Annotated in this window: 18 protein-coding genes and 1 pseudogene; 15 read left to right on the top strand and 4 right to left on the bottom strand. The window is 53.5% G+C overall.

Annotated features, from left to right (window positions below; genetic code table 11):
- Nucleotides 1-324: 324 nt before the first annotated feature.
- From ivbL to ilvN, 3 genes are all read left to right on the top strand, one after another.
- Complete coding sequence (gene ivbL / locus HV243_RS00145) at nt 325-423, top strand: ilvB operon leader peptide IvbL (protein WP_072161049.1); 99 nt, start codon at nt 325-327, stop codon at nt 421-423.
- Between the two features lie 107 nt (nt 424-530).
- On the top strand, nt 531-2,219 hold the full coding sequence (gene ilvB / locus HV243_RS00150; protein WP_016155049.1) for an acetolactate synthase large subunit: 1,689 nt from the start codon (nt 531-533) through the stop codon (nt 2,217-2,219).
- A 3-nt stretch (nt 2,220-2,222) separates the two neighbouring features.
- Nucleotides 2,223-2,513: an acetolactate synthase small subunit gene (gene ilvN / locus HV243_RS00155; protein ID WP_003023914.1), complete on the top strand. Its 291-nt coding sequence runs from the start codon at nt 2,223-2,225 to the stop codon at nt 2,511-2,513.
- Nucleotide 2,514: 1 nt separating this feature from the next.
- Here ilvN and HV243_RS00160 read toward each other — a convergent pair whose 3' ends face one another.
- The gene (locus tag HV243_RS00160) at nt 2,515-3,300 is read right to left on the bottom strand and encodes a DeoR family transcriptional regulator (RefSeq protein WP_016157805.1); all 786 of its coding nucleotides are present in this window, start codon (nt 3,298-3,300) and stop codon (nt 2,515-2,517) included.
- A gap of 325 nt (nt 3,301-3,625) precedes the next feature.
- Here HV243_RS00160 and rbsK point away from each other — a divergent pair, with 325 nt between their 5' ends.
- From rbsK to nepI, 9 genes are all read left to right on the top strand, one after another.
- Nucleotides 3,626-4,546, top strand: a complete 921-nt coding sequence (gene rbsK, locus HV243_RS00165; protein ID WP_003827124.1) for a ribokinase — start codon at nt 3,626-3,628, stop codon at nt 4,544-4,546.
- A gap of 27 nt (nt 4,547-4,573) precedes the next feature.
- Nucleotides 4,574-5,890, top strand: coding sequence for an L-fucose:H+ symporter permease (gene fucP / locus HV243_RS00170; RefSeq protein ID WP_003023919.1), 1,317 nt, complete (start codon nt 4,574-4,576; stop codon nt 5,888-5,890).
- A gap of 11 nt (nt 5,891-5,901) precedes the next feature.
- A complete protein-coding gene (locus tag HV243_RS00175; RefSeq protein WP_019078019.1) occupies nt 5,902-6,915 on the top strand; it encodes an aldose 1-epimerase family protein in 1,014 nt (337 codons plus the stop codon).
- 195 nt (nt 6,916-7,110) lie between these two features.
- The gene (gene uhpA / locus HV243_RS00180) at nt 7,111-7,704 is read left to right on the top strand and encodes a transcriptional regulator UhpA (RefSeq protein ID WP_016157803.1); all 594 of its coding nucleotides are present in this window, start codon (nt 7,111-7,113) and stop codon (nt 7,702-7,704) included.
- Complete coding sequence (uhpB, locus tag HV243_RS00185) at nt 7,701-9,203, top strand: signal transduction histidine-protein kinase/phosphatase UhpB (RefSeq protein WP_016157802.1); 1,503 nt, start codon at nt 7,701-7,703, stop codon at nt 9,201-9,203. Before uhpA ends, uhpB begins: the two co-directional genes overlap by 4 nt.
- A 9-nt stretch (nt 9,204-9,212) precedes the next feature.
- Complete coding sequence (locus HV243_RS00190; protein ID WP_053389762.1) at nt 9,213-10,541, top strand: MFS transporter; 1,329 nt, start codon at nt 9,213-9,215, stop codon at nt 10,539-10,541.
- A gap of 142 nt (nt 10,542-10,683) precedes the next feature.
- Nucleotides 10,684-12,075, top strand: a complete 1,392-nt coding sequence (gene uhpT / locus HV243_RS00195; RefSeq protein ID WP_003023929.1) for a hexose-6-phosphate:phosphate antiporter — start codon at nt 10,684-10,686, stop codon at nt 12,073-12,075.
- Nucleotides 12,076-12,223: 148 nt separating this feature from the next.
- Complete coding sequence (locus HV243_RS00200) at nt 12,224-12,676, top strand: DUF1198 family protein (protein ID WP_016157801.1); 453 nt, start codon at nt 12,224-12,226, stop codon at nt 12,674-12,676.
- Nucleotides 12,677-12,844: 168 nt separating this feature from the next.
- Complete coding sequence (gene nepI, locus HV243_RS00205) at nt 12,845-14,029, top strand: purine ribonucleoside efflux pump NepI (protein WP_053389763.1); 1,185 nt, start codon at nt 12,845-12,847, stop codon at nt 14,027-14,029.
- Nucleotides 14,030-14,084: 55 nt separating this feature from the next.
- Here nepI and HV243_RS00210 read toward each other — a convergent pair whose 3' ends face one another.
- Both HV243_RS00210 and HV243_RS00215 read right to left on the bottom strand, forming a co-directional pair.
- Nucleotides 14,085-15,467, bottom strand: a complete 1,383-nt coding sequence (locus HV243_RS00210) for a glycoside hydrolase family 1 protein (RefSeq protein WP_053389764.1) — start codon at nt 15,465-15,467, stop codon at nt 14,085-14,087.
- Nucleotides 15,468-15,559: 92 nt separating this feature from the next.
- Entirely contained in the window at nt 15,560-15,853 is a 294-nt protein-coding gene (locus HV243_RS00215; RefSeq protein WP_019078023.1) for a YicS family protein, read from the bottom strand.
- A gap of 130 nt (nt 15,854-15,983) precedes the next feature.
- Between HV243_RS00215 and HV243_RS00220 the strand changes: the two genes are divergently transcribed.
- The 3 genes and pseudogenes from HV243_RS00220 to nlpA all read left to right on the top strand — a co-directional run bounded on the left by HV243_RS00220 (nt 15,984) and on the right by nlpA (nt 17,494).
- Nucleotides 15,984-16,400 (top strand): GNAT family N-acetyltransferase, encoded by a 417-nt coding sequence (locus HV243_RS00220; protein ID WP_016155037.1) that lies wholly within the window; start codon nt 15,984-15,986, stop codon nt 16,398-16,400.
- Between the two features lie 9 nt (nt 16,401-16,409).
- Nucleotides 16,410-16,550: pseudogene (locus HV243_RS25435) on the top strand (ISNCY family transposase); the annotation flags it as partial.
- A 125-nt stretch (nt 16,551-16,675) separates the two neighbouring features.
- A complete protein-coding gene (nlpA, locus tag HV243_RS00225; protein WP_016157795.1) occupies nt 16,676-17,494 on the top strand; it encodes a lipoprotein NlpA in 819 nt (272 codons plus the stop codon).
- Nucleotides 17,495-17,522: 28 nt separating this feature from the next.
- Here the strand turns inward: nlpA and HV243_RS00230 are convergent, their stop codons facing one another.
- On the bottom strand, nt 17,523-18,425 hold the full coding sequence (locus HV243_RS00230; RefSeq protein WP_016155035.1) for a carboxylate/amino acid/amine transporter: 903 nt from the start codon (nt 18,423-18,425) through the stop codon (nt 17,523-17,525).
- Nucleotides 18,426-18,458: the final 33 nt, after the last annotated feature.

Consider the following 18,458-nt stretch of genomic DNA (forward strand, 5'->3'; position numbering starts at 1 on the left):
TAAACACTGTATAAATTAACAGTATTTTGTGGACATTGTGCCATTCATATTCCATACTCAAAACCATCAAAATTCGTGCCGAAATTGCGTGTTCTTCGCAGAACGCGTATACTTTTTCCGTTGACATAACACAGTGTGTTCGGCGGCTACCAACCGCACAGCGCTGAAAAAAACCTCGCTCCGGCGGGGTTTTTTGTTTTCCGACTCTGCACAGCGAAATGTGATCGTTGACGCATTTTTATGCAGATGAAAATTTTTCCATTGTCACGCTGAAAAACCTGTGTTTGTATAAATCCAGTTAATCAACAAACAGACAGGTCCCTAATGAACCCTTCCATGCTGACTGCGATCCTACTAAAAACTGCGCCATCTCGCGCAGCGGTCGTCGTGCGTGTGGTGGTGGTCGTCGGCAATGCGCCGTAGGGTCCGGATCAACACACGATTCCAAAACCCCGCCGGCGCAAACCGGGCGGGGTTTTTCGTTTAAGAGACCTGCCCGAAGCAAAGGCCCAGAATAAAAGGACTGGAGCATGGCAAGTTCGGGCATAACATCCAAGCGTACGCGTTTTACGGGCGCAGAATTCATCGTTCATTTCATGGAACGCCAGGGGATTCAGGTGGTCACCGGTATTCCTGGCGGATCGATTCTTCCCGTGTATGACGCCTTGAGCCAAAGCACGCAAATCCGTCATATCCTGGCGCGCCACGAGCAGGGCGCGGGGTTTATCGCGCAGGGGATGGCGAGAACCGATGGTAAACCCGCCGTCTGTATGGCCTGCAGCGGACCGGGCGCGACCAACCTGGTGACCGCCATTGCCGACGCGCGGCTGGATTCCATCCCGCTGGTGTGTATCACCGGGCAGGTTCCGGCCTCAATGATCGGGACCGACGCCTTCCAGGAAGTCGATACCTACGGCATCTCTATCCCCATCACCAAGCACAACTATCTGGTCCGCCATATCAGTGAATTACCGCAGGTCATGAGCGATGCGTTCCGCATTGCGCAGTCCGGCCGTCCGGGCCCGGTGTGGATAGACATTCCTAAGGATATTCAAACCGCCGTTTTTGAAATTGAAGAGATGCCGGAGCCCGCGCAGAAAATGGCGGCACCGGCGTTCAGCCAGGACAGCATTCGCGATGCCGCAGCTATGATTAACGCCGCACAGCGTCCGGTGCTGTATCTCGGCGGCGGCGTGATTAACGCGCCTGAGCGGGTTCGTGAACTGGCAGAAAAAGCCATGCTGCCCACCACCATGACCTTAATGGCGCTCGGTATGTTGCCGAAAGCGCATCCGCTGTCGTTAGGCATGCTGGGTATGCACGGCGCGCGCAGCACTAACTTTATTCTGCAAGAAGCGGACTTATTGATTGTTCTGGGCGCGCGTTTTGATGACCGGGCGATTGGTAAAACCGAGCAGTTCTGTCCGAACGCCAAAATCATCCATGTGGATATCGACCGCGCGGAGCTGGGTAAAATCAAACAGCCACACGTGGCGATTCAGGCGGATGTCGATGAGGTTCTGGCGCAACTGATCCCATTAATTGACGCGCAGCCGCGAGAGTCGTGGCATCAAATGGTGGCCGATTTACAACGCGAATTCCCCTGCAGCATTCCGCAGGAAAGCGACCCGCTCAGCCACTATGGACTGATCAACGCCGTAGCGGCCTGCGTGGATGACAATGCCATTATCACCACCGACGTAGGCCAGCATCAGATGTGGGCCGCACAGGCTTACCCGCTGAACCGTCCGCGTCAGTGGCTGACCTCCGGCGGTCTGGGAACCATGGGCTTTGGCCTGCCGGCGGCAATTGGCGCAGCGCTGGTCAACCCGGACAAAAAGGTGCTGTGCTTCTCCGGCGACGGTAGCCTGATGATGAATATTCAGGAAATGGCGACGGCCAGCGAAAATCAGCTGGATATTAAAATCATCCTGATGAATAACGAAGCGTTGGGTCTGGTGTATCAGCAGCAGAGTTTGTTCTATAAGCAGGGCGTTTTTGCAGCGACATATCCGGGGATGATTAACTTTATGCAGATAGCCGCCGGGTTTGGCCTCGAAACCTGCGATTTGAATAACGAAGCGGATCCACAGGCAGCGTTGCAGGAGATTATTAATCGCCCTGGACCTGCGCTGATCCACGTGCGCATCGATGCCGAAGAAAAAGTGTACCCGATGGTGCCGCCGGGTGCGGCAAACACAGAAATGGTGGGGGAATAAGCCATGCAACAGCAGACTCATGACAACGTAATCCTGGAACTCACCGTACGCAACCATCCGGGCGTAATGACCCACGTCTGCGGGCTGTTTGCCCGCCGCGCGTTCAACGTGGAAGGCATTCTCTGTCTACCGATTCAGGACAGCGACAAGAGCCGCATCTGGCTACTGGTCAACGACGATCAGCGTCTTGAGCAGATGATAAGCCAGATCGACAAGCTGGAAGATGTGGTGAAAGTGGCCCGCAACCAGTCCGACCCGTCGATGTTTAACAAAATCACGGTTTTCTTTGAGTGAGTTAGTCGCCGTCTGAATCCGGGGTGATGACTTTGACAGAGCCGTTCCGGCAGTGGGTTGCGTAATCTGCCGGCAACGGGCGATCGCTTATCAGTACGTCAAAAGTGGAAAGCGGACCAATGCTGGCGGGAGCAACCTCATCAAACAGGGCGTGGCGGGTTAGCAGAATTTTGCGCAATCCGCGTTCCATCGCTTTGCGTTTGGTGGCCAGATCGTCCGGATTGAACCAGCTAACGCCGAAATGCTCATGGACTCCGCTGGCAGAGATAAACACTTTTCGTGGGTTGAGCGCATCCAGCGGAGAGGGATTGCTGGTGTCGTAAAAGGCATCACTTTTCGCCCGATAGGTGCCCCCGCAAAGAATCACCGTGGCGTTGGGTTTTTCATTTAGCGCCACGAATACCCGGTGTGAGTAGCAAATTCCGGTAAAGGTAATATCGTCCGGGATCATGCTGACGACTAATGGCATTTCCGCACCATTATCAAAAAAGACCAGATCGTTTTCACTGACCAGTCCCGCGGCCAGAATGGCAACCGGTAAATCGTCGCGATGATACTGCTTTTGCACGGGGAGCGGAGCGTTAACGAGGGTGGCGGGCTTGTTCACCATCACGATGTAACCACCGAGTAGCGTAAGCGGCAATGGTTCGTCATCCTGGCTGAGATCCCGACGGATGGTCATCACGGAAACCTCCAGCATGCGCGCCGCCTCTTTCAGATGGATTCTGTCGGTCTTCTTCAACAATTCCATCAGACGTCGAATACGTTCTTTTTGCTTGGTTTCCATGCACACTCTCCACGAATCATGTTTTCATGTTCCTTCAGTAACATTTATGTGTTTCTGGGAACATGACATTGCTGCATTACTATACGTCTGACCATTGGGAAATAAAAGCGTGTTTTTACACGTTTTATTGATTATAAGCAGCGAGTTTTCAGTCAATTGTAAGCAAGTTAATCATTTTGAGTGTGATAGAGACGCAACATTTAGCATAATAAATAAACAATAAAATGATCCTCCAATCGCGATCCTAGTCACAAATGATACGGAAGTAACATGATAATGTTATTTTAATATCATTGTTGTGTGATTGTTTCTGAGAGGTAGTAAAATGGATATCGCGGTTATTGGCTCCAACATGGTGGATCTCATCACCTACATCAACCAGATGCCCAAAGAAGGGGAAACGCTGGAAGCACCCGCCTTTAAAATTGGTTGTGGCGGTAAAGGAGCAAATCAGGCCGTTGCGGCTGCTAAGCTCAATTCCAAAGTGCTGATGCTGACGAAAGTCGGTGATGATATTTTTGCGGATAACACCATTCGTAATCTCGAATCCTGGGGGATTAATACGACCTATGTCGAAAAGGTACCCTGCACCAGCAGCGGCGTTGCACCGATCTTTGTTAATGCAAACTCCAGCAACAGCATTCTGATTATTAAAGGTGCCAACAAGTTTCTCTCCCCGGAAGATATCGATCGCGCGGCGGAAGATCTGAAAAAGTGTCAACTTATTGTCCTGCAGCTGGAAGTACAGTTGGAAACGGTTTATCACGCGATTGAATTCGGTAAAAAACACGGTATTGAAGTGTTATTAAATCCCGCCCCTGCATTACGGGAATTAGATATGTCTTATGCCTGTAAATGCGATTTCTTCGTGCCAAATGAAACCGAGCTCGAAATATTAACCGGTATGCCGGTGGATACCTATGACCATATTCGCGCTGCGGCACGTTCTTTGGTCGATAAAGGTCTGAACAATATTATCGTCACCATGGGGGAGAAAGGCGCTCTGTGGATGACGCGTGACCAGGAAGTCCATGTCCCGGCGTTTAAAGTGAACGCTGTCGATACCAGTGGCGCAGGTGACGCTTTCATCGGTTGTTTTGCCCACTATTACGTTCAAAGCGGTGATGTCGAAGCCGCCATGAAAAAAGCCGCTCTCTTCGCTGCATTCAGCGTTACCGGGAAAGGCACTCAATCATCTTATCCAAGCATCGAACAATTTAATGAGTTTCTTACCTTAAACGAATAATACTCCTGCATTGTAAAAGGTAGCACTATGAACGATAAAAACATCATTCAGATGCCCGACGGCTATCTGAATAAGACGCCTCTGTTCCAGTTTATTTTGTTATCCTGTTTATTCCCTTTATGGGGATGCGCAGCCGCATTAAATGATATTCTGATTACGCAATTCAAAAGCGTATTTTCACTCAGCAACTTTGCTTCGGCATTAGTTCAGAGTGCCTTTTATGGCGGTTATTTTTTAATTGCGATTCCGGCATCTTTGGTGATTAAAAAGACCAGTTATAAAATCGCCATCTTAATGGGACTGACCCTTTATATTGTTGGCTGTACGCTCTTTTTCCCGGCATCGCACATGGCCACCTACACCATGTTCCTCGCGGCAATTTTTGCGATTGCGATTGGCCTGAGCTTCCTGGAAACCGCAGCCAACACCTACAGCTCCATGATTGGCCCAAAAGCGTATGCCACCCTGCGCCTGAACATCAGCCAGACCTTTTACCCCATTGGCGCAGCCGCCGGTATTCTGCTGGGTAAATATCTGGTCTTCTCTGAAGGCGAGAGTCTGGAAAAACAGATGGCTGGGATGAACGCGGAGCAGATCCACAACTTTAAAGTGTTGATGCTGGAAAATACCCTTGAGCCTTACAAGTACATGATTATGGTGCTGGTTGTGGTGATGGTGTTGTTCCTGCTGACCCGCTTCCCGACCTGTAAAGTCGCGCAAACGGCGAGTCATAAACGTCCGTCAGCGATGGATACGCTGCGTTATCTGGCCAGCAATGCCCGTTTCCGCCGTGGGATTGTGGCGCAGTTCCTGTACGTGGGGATGCAGGTCGCGGTGTGGTCATTTACCATCCGTCTGGCGCTGGAATTGGGTGATATCAACGAGCGCGACGCCTCAACCTTCATGGTCTATAGCTTTGCCTGCTTTTTTATCGGCAAGTTTATCGCCAACATATTGATGACACGCTTCAATCCGGAAAAAGTGCTGATCCTCTACTCCATCATTGGCGCACTGTTTCTGGTCTATGTTGCGCTGGCGCCAAGCTTCAGCGCCGTGTACGTTGCCGTACTGGTGAGCGTCCTGTTTGGACCCTGCTGGGCGACAATCTATGCCGGTACGCTGGATACCGTGGATAACGAACATACTGAAATGGCGGGAGCAGTCATTGTCATGGCGATTGTTGGTGCAGCGGTGGTTCCGGCAATTCAGGGCTATGTGGCCGATATGTTCCACTCGCTACAACTCTCGTTCCTGGTCTCCATGTTGTGCTTCGTGTACGTCGGTATCTACTTCTGGCGTGAAAGCAAAGTGCGCAATAACCTGGCTGAAGCGACTGTTTCCTGAGGAGAGCGATCATGACAACACGTATCACGCTGTGGCGGGAACTCTTTGCAGAGCATCCGCGAATCTTACTGAAGAATAGCGACTTCACGGTTACCGCATTTCGTTACGCCAGCGGTGTGGAAGGGCTGAAGGTAGAAAACAGTCGTGGACATCTGGTTATTCTGCCCTGGATGGGGCAGATGATCTGGGATGCTCAGTTTGACGGGCATGAACTGACCATGCGCAACATGTTCAGTCAGCCAAAACCGGCTGCGGAAGTGGTAGCGACTTACGGCTGCTTTGCTTTCCACTCGGGTATATTGGCTAATGGCTGCCCTTCGCCGGAAGATTCTCACCCGTTGCATGGCGAAATGGCCTGTGCCGCGATGGATGAGGCCTGGCTGGAGCTGGAGGGAGAGAATTTGCGCGTGAGCGGACGCTACGAGTATGTGATGGGGTTCGGTCATCATTATCAGGCGCATCCTGCGGTGGTTATGCGCAAAGCGAGTGCGCTGTTTGATATTCAGATGGCGGTCACCAACCTCGCCTCAGTGGCAATGCCTTTACAGTATATGTGCCATATGAACTATGCCTACGTACCGGAAGCGACCTTCAGCCAGAATATCCCGGATGAAGCCATGAAGTTGCGTGAGTCGGTACCCGCGCATGTTAAGCCTACCGAGCAGTGGCTGGCGTTTAATCAGCGGATCATCCAGGGCGAGACCTCGCTGGGGCGCCTCAACGAGCCCGATTTTTACGATCCGGAAATCGTTTTCTTCGCTGACCAACTGGACCGATACACGGATAAGCCTGAATTTCGCATGATCGCACCTGATGGCACCACGTTCGTGACGCGTTTCTCCAGCGCGGAGCTGAATTATGTCACCCGTTGGATCCTCTATAACGGCGATCAACAGGTGGCAGCCTTCGCCCTACCTGCGACCTGTCGCCCTGAAGGCTTCCTGGCGGCGCAGCGAAAAGGCACGTTGATTCAGCTAGAACCGCAGCACACCCGCACATTTACCGTCACAACTGGCATCGCCTGATCGCTCAAGGCTTAAACAGCAGCGCGTCGGAACACAAAATCCTTCAAGCTGCATAAGGCGGCAAGTCTGCTCACCTCAGAAGCTTACTCAAGTCAGTGACTCGGGTGAGCAGACCAAGCCAACGCAGAGGCTGCTTGAAGGATAAAGTGTATATCGTTAAGGTAAGCACGTTTTTTATCCCCCAGGACAGAACCCATGATCACCGTTGCCCTTATTGACGACCACACTATCGTCCGCTCCGGCTTTGCCCAGTTGCTGGGGCTGGAACCTGATTTGCAGGTTGTGGCTGAGTTCGGCTCAGGCAGTGAGGCGCTGGTGGGATTACCGGGACGTGGCGTGCAGGTATGTATCTGTGATATCTCGATGCCTGATATCTCCGGTCTTGAACTGTTAAGCCAGTTGCCAAAAGGGATGGCGATTATCATGCTCTCCGTCCACGACAGCCCCGCGCTGGTGGAGCAGGCGCTCAACGCGGGCGCGCGTGGTTTCCTTTCTAAACGCTGTAGTCCTGATGAGCTGATCGCGGCGGTGCATACCGTGGCGACCGGCGGCTGCTATTTGACGCCGGATATCGCCGTCAAACTGGCGGCTGGTCGTCAGGATCCGCTGACCAAACGCGAACGTCAGGTGGCGGAGAAACTGGCGCAAGGCATGGCGGTAAAAGAGATTGCCGCCGAACTGGGCCTGTCGCCGAAAACGGTGCACGTGCATCGCGCTAACCTGATGGAAAAACTGGGCGTTAGCAACGATGTCGAACTGGCCCGCCGGATGTTTGACGGCTGGCAATGAACACGCTCTGTTCCCGGTTAATCACCGTTGTTGCCTGCTTCTTTATCTTCTCTGCCGCGTGGTTCTGCTTGTGGAGTATCAGCCTGCACCTGGTTGAGCGCCCGGAGCTGGCGGTACTGCTGTTTCCGTTTGGCCTGCGTCTGGGGCTGATGCTGCAATGTCCACGCGGCTACTGGCCGGTGCTGCTGGGTGCGGAATGGCTGCTTCTTTTCTGGCTGGCGCAGGAAGTGGCGCTGGCTCACTTGCCACTTTTGATGATCGGGAGCTTCCTCACGTTACTCCCGGTGATGCTGATTTCGCGCTACCGCCATCAGCGCGACTGGCGCACGCTGCTGTTGCAGGGCGCGGCGCTGACGGCGGCGGCGTTGCTGCAATCGCTGCCCTGGCTTGGGCAAGGCGAAGAGGCGTGGAATGCCCTACTGCTGACGCTCACCGGTGGATTAACGCTGGCTCCGATCTGTCTGGTTTTCTGGCACTATCTTACCAGCACCACCTGGTTGCCGCTGGGTCCGGCGGTGGTGTCTCAGCCGGTGAACTGGCGCGGGCGGCATCTGGTCTGGTATCTGCTGCTGTTTAGCGTCAGCCTGTGGTTGCAGCTTGGCCTGCCCGATGAACTGTCGCGCTTCACGCCGTTTTGCCTCGCGCTGCCGATCATTGCGCTCGCCTGGCACTACGGCTGGCAGGGGGCACTGATTGCCACGTTAATGAACGCCATTGCGCTGATTGCCAGCCAGACCTGGCACGATCATCCCGTCGACCTGTTGCTCTCCCTGCTGGTGCAAAGCCTGACCGGGCTGCTGCTCGGCGCGGGGATCCAGCGTCTGCGCGAGCTTAACCAGTCGCTGCAAAACGAATTAGCGCGCAACCACCGTCTGGCTGAACGCCTGCTGGAGACCGAAGAGAGCGTGCGCCGGGATGTGGCGCGCGAACTGCACGATGATATCGGTCAGACCATCACCGCCATTCGCACCCAGGCGGGCATTGTCCAGCGGCTGGCACCGGAAAACGCAGGGGTGAAGCGCAGCGGGGCGCATATCGAACAACTTTCTCTTGGCGTGTACGATTCGGTGCGTCGTCTGTTGGGTCGTCTGCGTCCGCGCCAGTTGGATGATCTCACGCTGGAACAAGCGATCCGCTCATTGATGCGTGAAATGGAGCTGGAAAGCCGTGGCATTGTCAGCCACCTTGACTGGCGAATTGACGAATCTGCACTCAGCGAAAGTCAGCGGGTGACGCTGTTTCGCGTCTGTCAGGAAGGGCTGAACAACATCGTTAAGCACGCCAACGCCAGCGCGGTGACGCTTCAGGGCTGGCAGCAGGATGAACGGCTGATGCTGGTGATTGAGGACGACGGCAGCGGCCTGCCGCCGGGGTCGAATCAGCAGGGATTTGGCCTCACCGGGATGCGTGAACGTATTACCGCCCTCGGGGGATCGCTCTCGATTTCCTGTACGCACGGCACGCGGGTCAGCGTGTCGTTACCCCAGCGTTATGTGTAAGGAGCGGTCATGTTTTCGTTTTTAAAATCCCCAGTCAGCGCGCCGCTCATCACCGATAAGCGTGAAGTGGATGCCCTCTACCGCTACTGGCGGCGGCATATTCTGACCACTATCTGGCTCGGCTACGCGCTGTTCTATTTCACACGCAAGAGCTTCAACGCCGCCGTACCGGATATCCTCACCAGCGGCGTGCTGACCCGCAGCGACATTGGTCTGTTGGCGACGCTGTTTTACATCACCTACGGCCTGTCGAAGTTTGTTTCCGGTATCGTCAGTGACCGTTCCAACGCCCGTTATTTTATGGGGTTTGGGCTTATCGCCACCGGCGTGGTGAACATTCTGTTTGGCTTCTCCACCTCGCTCTGGGCTTTTGCGGTGCTCTGGGCGCTGAACGCCTTTTTCCAGGGCTGGGGATCGCCGGTCTGCGCGCGTTTATTGACCTCGTGGTATTCGCGTACCGAACGCGGAGGCTGGTGGGCGCTGTGGAATACTGCGCACAATGTTGGCGGGGCGCTGATCCCTATCGTGATGGCGGCGACGGCGCTGCACTACGGCTGGCGTGCCGGGATGATGATCGCTGGGCTGTTGGCGATTGTGGTGGGGATTTTTCTCTGCTGGCGGCTGCGCGACAGGCCGCAGGCGATTGGTCTGCCGCCGATTGGCGACTGGCGCCATGATGAGCTGGAAATCGCCCAGCAGCAGGAAGGCGCAGGGCTGAGCCGTAAAGAGATTCTCACCCGCTATGTATTGCTGAATCCCTACATCTGGCTGCTGTCGCTGTGTTACGTGCTGGTGTACGTCGTCCGCGCCGCCATCAACGACTGGGGCAATCTGTATATGTCGGAGACGCTCGGCGTGGATCTGGTGACCGCCAATACCGCCGTGACCATGTTCGAATTGGGCGGATTTATCGGCGCGCTGGTCGCAGGCTGGGGCTCGGACAAACTGTTTAACGGCAACCGCGGTCCAATGAACCTGATTTTCGCTGCCGGAATTTTGCTCTCCGTGGGCTCGTTGTGGCTGATGCCGTTCGCCAGTTACGTGATGCAGGCGGCGTGCTTCTTCACCACCGGATTCTTCGTCTTCGGCCCGCAAATGCTGATCGGCATGGCGGCGGCGGAGTGCTCGCACAAAGAGGCAGCGGGCGCGGCAACCGGATTTGTCGGGCTGTTTGCCTATCTGGGGGCATCGCTTTCCGGCTGGCCGCTGGCGAAGGTGATGGAGGTCTGGCACTGGACCGGATTCTTTGTGGTGATCGCCATTGCGGCGGGGATTTCCGCGCTGCTGCTGCTGCCGTTTTTGAACGCCCAGGCTCCACGCGAACTCAACGAAGCGTGATGCACCTCACCTTTTTGCCCCGAGTAAGGTAAAACTAAGAAATTTTCCCGGTTTCACCTGGACGCTGTCTCAGGCGTGTCCCCCGGCTGATTTTTACAATGCCTGCCATTCGCAGGTATAAAAATTAGCTCGGGAGTGTCAAATGCTGGCCTTTCTAAACCAGGTACGCAAGCCGACCCTGGATCTGCCGCTCGATGTGCGGCGCAAAATGTGGTTCAAACCGTTCATGCAGTCCTATCTGGTGGTCTTTATTGGCTACCTGACCATGTATCTGATCCGCAAAAACTTCAACATCGCGCAGAACGACATGATCTCCACCTACGGGCTGAGCATGACGCAGCTGGGGATGATTGGCTTGGGCTTCTCCATCACCTACGGCGTGGGTAAAACGCTGGTTTCTTACTATGCCGACGGCAAAAATACCAAGCAGTTCCTGCCGTTTATGCTGATCCTCTCCGCCATCTGTATGCTCGGCTTCAGCGCCAGCATGGGGGCGGGTTCAACCAGCCTGTTCCTGATGATCGCCTTCTACGCGCTGAGCGGTTTTTTCCAGAGTACCGGTGGCTCGTGTAGCTATTCCACCATCACCAAATGGACGCCGCGTCGCAAGCGGGGTTCTTACCTCGGTATGTGGAATATCTCCCATAACCTCGGTGGTGCGGGTGCGGCTGGCGTGGCGCTGTTTGGCGCCAACTATCTGTTCGACGGTCACGTCATTGGTATGTTTATCTTCCCGTCAATTATCGCCCTGATTGTCGGCTTTATCGGCCTGCGCTACGGCAGCGACTCCCCGGAGTCTTATGGCCTCGGTAAAGCTGAAGAGCTGTTCGGCGAGGAGATAAGCGAAGAAGACAAAGAGACTGAAGAAAATGAGATGACCAAATGGCAGATCTTTGTTGAATACGTGCTGAAAAACAAAGTGATCTGGCTGCTGTGCTTCTCCAACATTTTCCTGTACGTGGTGCGCATCGGTATCGACCAGTGGTCCACTGTCTACGCTTTCCAGGAGCTGAAGCTCTCCAAAGAGGTGGCGATTCAGGGCTTTACCCTGTTTGAAGTGGGCGCGTTGGTCGGCACGCTATTGTGGGGTTGGCTCTCTGACCTGGCTAACGGTCGTCGTGCGCTGGTAGCCTGCGTGGCGCTGGCGTTGATTATCGCGACCCTGGGCGTTTATCAGCACGCCAGCAACCAGTATGTCTATCTGGCTTCGCTGTTTGCGCTGGGCTTCCTGGTGTTTGGTCCTCAGCTGTTAATCGGCGTTGCAGCCGTCGGATTCGTACCGAAAAAAGCGATCGGCGCAGCCGATGGGATTAAAGGCACCTTCGCATATCTGATTGGTGACAGCTTCGCCAAGCTGGGTCTGGGGATGATTGCTGACGGCACGCCGATTTTTGGTCTGACCGGCTGGGCGGGCACGTTCGCCGCGCTGGATACCGCCGCCATCGGTTGTATCTGCCTGATGGCCATCGTGGCCGTGTTTGAAGAACGTAAAATTCGCCGCGAGAAAAAAATTCAACAATTGAAAGTCGCTTAAGTTAAGTGTGCATTGGTAACTTTTGCCCGCCTGGATGGCGGGCTTTTTTATGTCGCGGATCCATCCTGAATCGTGTTGATACGTTCAGTCGTCGACAGAGAGGAATTTGCCGTTATGATGGGCATCCTGTCTGGTAATGGATGTGCGCATGATTTGGATAATGCTGGCCACATTGGTCGTTGTTTTTGTAGTGGGTTTTCGGGTGTTGACGTCCGGATCTCGACGGGCAATTCGCCGTCTGAGCGAGCGACTGAATATTGATGTTGTGCCGGTAGAGTCGATGATCGATCAGATGGGAAAAGTACAGGGTGAGGCTTTTTTACAGTACCTCCACCGCCCAGATGAATCACATCTGCAAAATGCTGCCCAGGTGTTGTTGATCTGGCAAATCGTTATTGTCGACGGCAGTGAGTCGAATCTGCTGCAATGGCACCGTTGGCTGCAAAAAGCCCGATTGGCCACGCCGATTACTGACGCACAGGTGCGTCTGGCGCTCGGTTTTCTGCGCGAGATAGAGCCGGATATGCAGGAGTTTAATGCGTTTCAGATGCGCTATAACGCCTTTTTCCAGCCCGAAGATGGCGTGCACTGGCTGCACTGACAGTCATGCCTGTTGGCGTTACGTGACTCAGGCCGACAAAGGGACCCTGCCGCTGGTCGAATAAGACACGTCGACATTCAGCGGTAAAGTTGCCAAAACGTTAAATGCGTCACAAATTTAATGTTACACTGCGTAACTTTTCTGCAATAACCCCACGCAGGTAACAAAATGAGTGAAGCTGTTGAACAAAAATCCCGCGCTGAGGCAAATACCCGACCGAACTGGTCGGCGGTATTCGCCGTGGCGTTCTGCGTTGCCTGCCTGATAACCGTTGAGTTTCTGCCCGTTAGCCTGTTAACGCCGATGGCGCAGGATCTGGGGATTTCTGAAGGGGTTGCCGGACAATCGGTGACTGTGACGGCATTTGTTGCCATGTTCGCCAGCCTGTTTGTGACGCAAATTATCCAGGCGACCGATCGTCGCTACGTGGTGATTGTGTTTTCGGTGCTGCTGACGCTCTCCTGCCTGCTGGTTTCCTTTGCCAACTCTTTTTCACTGCTGCTCATTGGCCGCGCCTGCCTCGGTCTGGCGCTTGGCGGATTCTGGGCGATGTCAGCGTCGCTGACCATGCGTCTGGTTCCCGCCCGTACGGTACCGAAAGCGCTGTCGGTGATTTTTGGCGCGGTCTCTGTCGCGCTGGTGATTGCCGCGCCGCTGGGGAGTTTTTTGGGCGGTATTATCGGCTGGCGCAACGTGTTTAATGCGGCGGCGGTAATGGGCGTGCTGTGCACGATTTGGGTGGTGAGAGCGCTGCCGTCGTTGCCAGGTGAACCTTCTCATCAGAAACAAAATATGTTCAGCCTGCTGCAGCGCCCGGGGGTGATGGCCGGGATGATTGCCATCTTTATGTCCTTTGCCGGACAGTTCGCCTTCTTTACCTATATTCGCCCGATCTATATGAATCTGGCAGGCTTTGAAGTTGATGGCCTGACGTTGGTGCTGCTGAGTTTTGGTATCGCCAGCTTTGTCGGGACGTCGCTCTCCTCGGTGGTCCTGAAGCAATCGGTCAAACTGGCCTTAGCCGGTGCGCCGCTGGTGCTGGCGCTTAGCGCGCTGGTCCTGATCCTGTGGGGTAGCGACAAAGTTGTGGCGGCAGGTATTGCGATTATCTGGGGCCTGGCGTTTGCGTTGGTTCCGGTCGGTTGGTCGACGTGGATCACCCGATCGCTTGCCGATCAGGCAGAAAAAGCCGGATCCGTCCAGGTCGCCGTGATCCAACTTGCCAATACCTGCGGGGCAGCGGTGGGAGGCTATGCGCTCGATAACCTCGGACTGCTTTCACCCCTGATGCTGTCCGGCAGCCTGATGCTGCTGACGGCGCTTCTGGTCACGATGAAGGTCAGAATACAGTGAGATTGTTGCCTGATGGCGCGCAGCTTTCAGGCAACACCGCTATCTGACGACTGACTCAATCAAAACCCTTGTTTTCGGCGGTATGGGCAAACCATTCGCCGCTTTTCTTCACCGTACGTTTTTGCGTATCTAAATCTAACTGGACAAAACCGTAGCGGTTTTTATATCCGTTGAGCCAGGACCAGTTATCAATAAAGGTCCACATATGGTAGCCAAGACAATTACACCCTTCGCTAATGCCTTTATGTAGCCATTTAAGATGCGCGGAAACAAATTCAATACGGTAGCTGTCGTTGATTTGGTCCTGCTGAATAAAACGTTGCTCATTTTCGACTCCCATGCCGTTTTCAGAAATAAAACAGCGCGGGTTGCCGTAGTTATCACGCAGATTAGTAATAATATCGTAAATACCTGGCTCGTAAATTTCCCAGCCACGGTAAGGGTTCATTTTACGCCCTGGCATTTCGTAATAATCAAACAGCCACTCCGGCATAAACGGCGCGTCAGGATTGACGGCAGTATCACGACATTTCACGCGGCGCGGCTGATAATAATTAATACCGAGCAGGTCGATTTTGCCATCGGCGATGAGCTGACGGTCACCTGGCTGACATGCTGGGAGTTGATCGTACTCTTTTAGCAGCGCTATCAGATCCGCCGGATATTCACCTTTTAGCACCGGGTCAAGGAAGCTGCGGTTAAACAGCAGATCCGCATGGTGCGCAGCTTTTACATCTGCCGGGTGTTGTGAGCGCGGATAAGAGGGCGTTAAATTCAGGATCACACCGATTTCACCGTCATAACTACCGGCGTGATATGCGCGCACTGCCGTGGAATGCGCCAGTACGGTGTGATACGCCACGGTGGCCGCGCGTTTGAAATCCACCACATTAGGGTAATGGAAGTCATACAGATAGCCGCCTTCTACCGGGACAATCGGTTCGTTAAAGGTGAACCAGTGCTTCACCCGATTGCCGAACAAGGTAAAACAGGTTTGTGCGTAGCGACCAAACGCCTCAACCACATCACGGTTTTCCCAGCCACCTTTCTCCTGTATCACCATCGGCATATCGAAGTGGAACAGGGTGATAAATGGCGTAATGCCTTGCGCCAGCAGCTCATCGATGACGTTGTTATAGAAATCAACCGCCTGCGGGTTGACGTCGCCAGTACCGTCCGGGATCAGTCGTGACCAACTGATTGAAGTGCGGAAGCTGTTATGCTTCAGCTGTTTGAGCAGTGCGATGTCCTGTTTCCAGTGCTGATAAAAGGTCGAGGTGTTCGCCGGGCCAACCCCCTGATGGAAACGCCCTGGCTGGCGGTCGAACCACACGTCCCATGTCGTCTGGCTTTTGCCGCCGTTCAGACTATCCCCTTCGGTTTGCAGCGCCGAGCAGGCACTGCCCCACCAAAAGTTTTCGGGAAAACGGTATCGCATTATCTTGCTCCTTGATGTGTTTCATTTCCCTACACAATAGGCGATTTTGCAAAACAGAAACCGGTTACAGCACTCGTTTTTCAATGCGATAGTTACAAATCCGGGCATTCAACTTTGCCCAGCGCTTCCCAGTAGTTGTTCTGATTGTTTCTTTGTATTGCCAGAATGGCTTCGCGGATGTGTTGCTGATTACGCGTATCAGCCATAATCGTTTTTTCCCACACCTCATCCGATGGCGACCCCTGCGGGGTACAAATCTTGCGTAAATCCTTCAATACGGTGTTTTTTTCATGAACGGACTGTAGAGAGCCATAAGCCGAATCGGCCTGCGCCAAACCCGGCAGCATGAAAAGAATGGCAATAAGCGGTAAAACGGCTTGTTTCATGATAATAATCCTTGTTGTCGATGCGCATCATCTCAAGAGTAAGTGTAGACGGCATGCGCCTCACTCATCAGCCTGTGTTAATTTCTAAAAAGAAAATCAGCCAGAAGTTTTAGTTTTTCAGGAGGATAGGATGCAAATACAGATTACAGATACCATTACTGAAGACGATCAAAATGCTCTGCTTGTTGGACTGCGCGCCTACAATCGCCAGTTCCTGAGGACCACCAATTTTGGCGACCTGGCGGTGTACTGGCGCGATGAGCACAATGAAATACTGGGCGGGCTGATCGGTAAAATCAAAGGCGAATGGCTGTGTATTGATTTCCTGTGGATGCATGACTCGCTGCGTAAAGGCGGTTACGGCACAAAGTTGATGCAGGCCGCTGAACAGACGGCGCGTGAGAGAGGATGCCTGCATGCGCTGGTGGACACGATGAGTTTCCAGGCGCTGCCGTTTTATCAGAAAAACGGCTATCAGTTGCAAATGACCCTCGATAACTTTCCAGAAACCGGTTCCGCGCGCCATTATTTGTCGAAAACGTTTTGATGACCGGAAGGACTGCAAAAGGGATGACTTGAAGGCAAACAGGAAGAAGCGTTGCGGATAGCCCAAGCCATGCTTGAAAAGGGGATTGATCGTGAACTGGTGCTAATTATTACTGGGCTTTCCTTTGATGACCTAACGGCACATTCCGACTCATTTTCCTTTTCGCATTATGCTTTTTTCTTCTTGCTGATGCTTTTTCGTTTTTTAAACCGCAGCGGCCTTCCCGCTATAGTCATTTCATTACTCATCAGGCGGTTATTGCAAAAGGAAAAAACGTGAAACTGAAGATACCTTATTTCGGGGCTGGGGCGGCGTTATTACTGGCGGGATTATTGTTGGCAGGATGCGATCAGCAGAACAATGATGCAAAGCATATTAAAGTGGGCGTGATTAACGGTGCAGAGCAGGATGTGGCGGAAGTCGCGAAGAAAGTCGCTAAAGAAAAATATGGCCTGGAGGTGGAATTGGTGGGGTTTAGCGGTTCTCTGCTGCCCAACGATGCCACTAATCATGGTGAGCTGGATGCCAATGTCTTCCAGCATCGTCCGTTCCTTGAACAAGATAATAAAGCGCACGGCTATAAGCTGGTAGCGGTGGGCAATACCTTTGTGTTCCCGATGGCGGGTTATTCGAAGAAAATCAAAACCGTTGCTGAACTAAAAGACGGTGCGACGATTGCGATACCTAACGATCCGACCAACCTTGGGCGGGCGCTGTTGCTGCTACAAAAAGAGAAGTTAATCACTCTGAAAGCGGATACCGGCCTGCTGCCAACGGCGCTGGATATTACGGATAATCCGCGACATCTGAAAATTATGGAACTGGAAGGGGCGCAGCTACCGCGCGTGCTGGACGATCAAAAAGTGGATGTGGCGATTATCAGTACCACCTACATCCAGCAAACCGGGCTTTCTCCGGTACATGACAGCGTATTTATCGAAGACAAAAATTCACCGTACGTGAACATTCTGGTGGCGCGAGAAGACAATAAAGATGCCGAGAATGTGAAAGAATTCCTGCAATCTTATCAGTCACCGGAAGTGGCGAAGGCGGCAGAAACTATCTTTAACGGCGGCGCAGTTCCGGGCTGGTAATCGTCACCCGTTGCCGCGCCGGTTGGGGTTAAACCGCTCTGGCGCGGCGACGTGAGTCCATTGAGATAAGCACTACCGATGAGAGGATCAAAAGCGTACCCAGCCAGTCTGGCAGGGTAAAGGTGATGCCTAACAGCAGCAGGGACAGCAACGCACTGCTCAACGGTTCCGCGCAGCTTAAAATGCTCGCTTTCGGTCCGCCAATCATCTGCGCGCCTTTCAGGTACAGGCTAAACGTGAGTGACGTGCCGATGACCACCAGATAGAAAAACGCCAGAATTAAACTGCCATTCACCACGAAATGAGTTCCCTGCCCGGCATAGAACGGCAGTAGGATCATTCCACCGATTAACATACTCCAGCCGACGACCGGCAACGTGCCGTAGCGCGCGATGAGCGTTGAGGGGTAGGTGGTATAGAACGCGGCAGCAAACGCCGAGGCTATTCCCCAAAACAGCGCGGCAGCTGAGATAGATAACGACGTCGGGTTACCGTGGGTGACCAGTAAGAAAGTACCGATGAGCGAGGTGAAGATCGCCGTCAGCACTAAAACCCCCGGCCGCGCTTTGCGCACCACGGAGAACCACGCCACGATAATGGTCGGTGACAAAAATTGCAGCACCGTCGCGGTGGCGGCGTTGGATTTTTCGATGGTCAGCAGGAAGGTTAGCTGTACGGTGAGTGCCCCGACCACGGAAAAAATCAGCAGGCTGATGGCGTCCTTGCGGTTTTTGATAATGGAGAATACGTTGTCGCCGTGAACGAAAGAGAGCATCAGCAGAATTAGCCCCGCGAAAATCAGGCGCGTCATGGTCAGAAACTGCGACGACATCTGGCTTTGTTCCATGATGTACTGCGCGCAAACGCCTGAACTTCCCCATAATACGGCGGCAATCAGGACGTTCATCATCCCTCTTCTGGTGGAACTCATCTTTCCCTCTGCATGTTGTTTTGTTTTATTTGT

This window comes from Citrobacter sp. RHBSTW-00599, assembly GCF_013784065.1.
In the GTDB taxonomy this organism is placed as follows: Bacteria; Pseudomonadota; Gammaproteobacteria; order Enterobacterales; family Enterobacteriaceae; genus Citrobacter; species Citrobacter braakii.

Bases quoted from the DNA above. Each gene is read 5' to 3' on its own strand.
- HV243_RS00210 (WP_053389764.1), bottom strand. From the start codon at position 15,467: ATGCGATACCGTTTTCCCGAAAACTTTTGGTGGGGCAGTGCCTGCTCG.
- HV243_RS00230 (WP_016155035.1), bottom strand. From the start codon at position 18,425: ATGAGTTCCACCAGAAGAGGGATGATGAACGTCCTGATTGCCGCCGTA.
- HV243_RS00200 (WP_016157801.1), top strand. From the start codon at position 12,224: ATGATTTGGATAATGCTGGCCACATTGGTCGTTGTTTTTGTAGTGGGT.
- HV243_RS00190 (WP_053389762.1), top strand. From the start codon at position 9,213: ATGTTTTCGTTTTTAAAATCCCCAGTCAGCGCGCCGCTCATCACCGAT.
- fucP (WP_003023919.1), top strand. From the start codon at position 4,574: ATGAACGATAAAAACATCATTCAGATGCCCGACGGCTATCTGAATAAG.
- uhpB (WP_016157802.1), top strand. From the start codon at position 7,701: ATGAACACGCTCTGTTCCCGGTTAATCACCGTTGTTGCCTGCTTCTTT.
- uhpA (WP_016157803.1), top strand. From the start codon at position 7,111: ATGATCACCGTTGCCCTTATTGACGACCACACTATCGTCCGCTCCGGC.
- HV243_RS00220 (WP_016155037.1), top strand. From the start codon at position 15,984: ATGCAAATACAGATTACAGATACCATTACTGAAGACGATCAAAATGCT.
- ivbL (WP_072161049.1), top strand. From the start codon at position 325: ATGAACCCTTCCATGCTGACTGCGATCCTACTAAAAACTGCGCCATCT.
- HV243_RS00215 (WP_019078023.1), bottom strand. From the start codon at position 15,853: ATGAAACAAGCCGTTTTACCGCTTATTGCCATTCTTTTCATGCTGCCG.
- ilvN (WP_003023914.1), top strand. From the start codon at position 2,223: ATGCAACAGCAGACTCATGACAACGTAATCCTGGAACTCACCGTACGC.
- rbsK (WP_003827124.1), top strand. From the start codon at position 3,626: ATGGATATCGCGGTTATTGGCTCCAACATGGTGGATCTCATCACCTAC.
- HV243_RS00175 (WP_019078019.1), top strand. From the start codon at position 5,902: ATGACAACACGTATCACGCTGTGGCGGGAACTCTTTGCAGAGCATCCG.
- ilvB (WP_016155049.1), top strand. From the start codon at position 531: ATGGCAAGTTCGGGCATAACATCCAAGCGTACGCGTTTTACGGGCGCA.
- nepI (WP_053389763.1), top strand. From the start codon at position 12,845: ATGAGTGAAGCTGTTGAACAAAAATCCCGCGCTGAGGCAAATACCCGA.
- HV243_RS00160 (WP_016157805.1), bottom strand. From the start codon at position 3,300: ATGGAAACCAAGCAAAAAGAACGTATTCGACGTCTGATGGAATTGTTG.
- uhpT (WP_003023929.1), top strand. From the start codon at position 10,684: ATGCTGGCCTTTCTAAACCAGGTACGCAAGCCGACCCTGGATCTGCCG.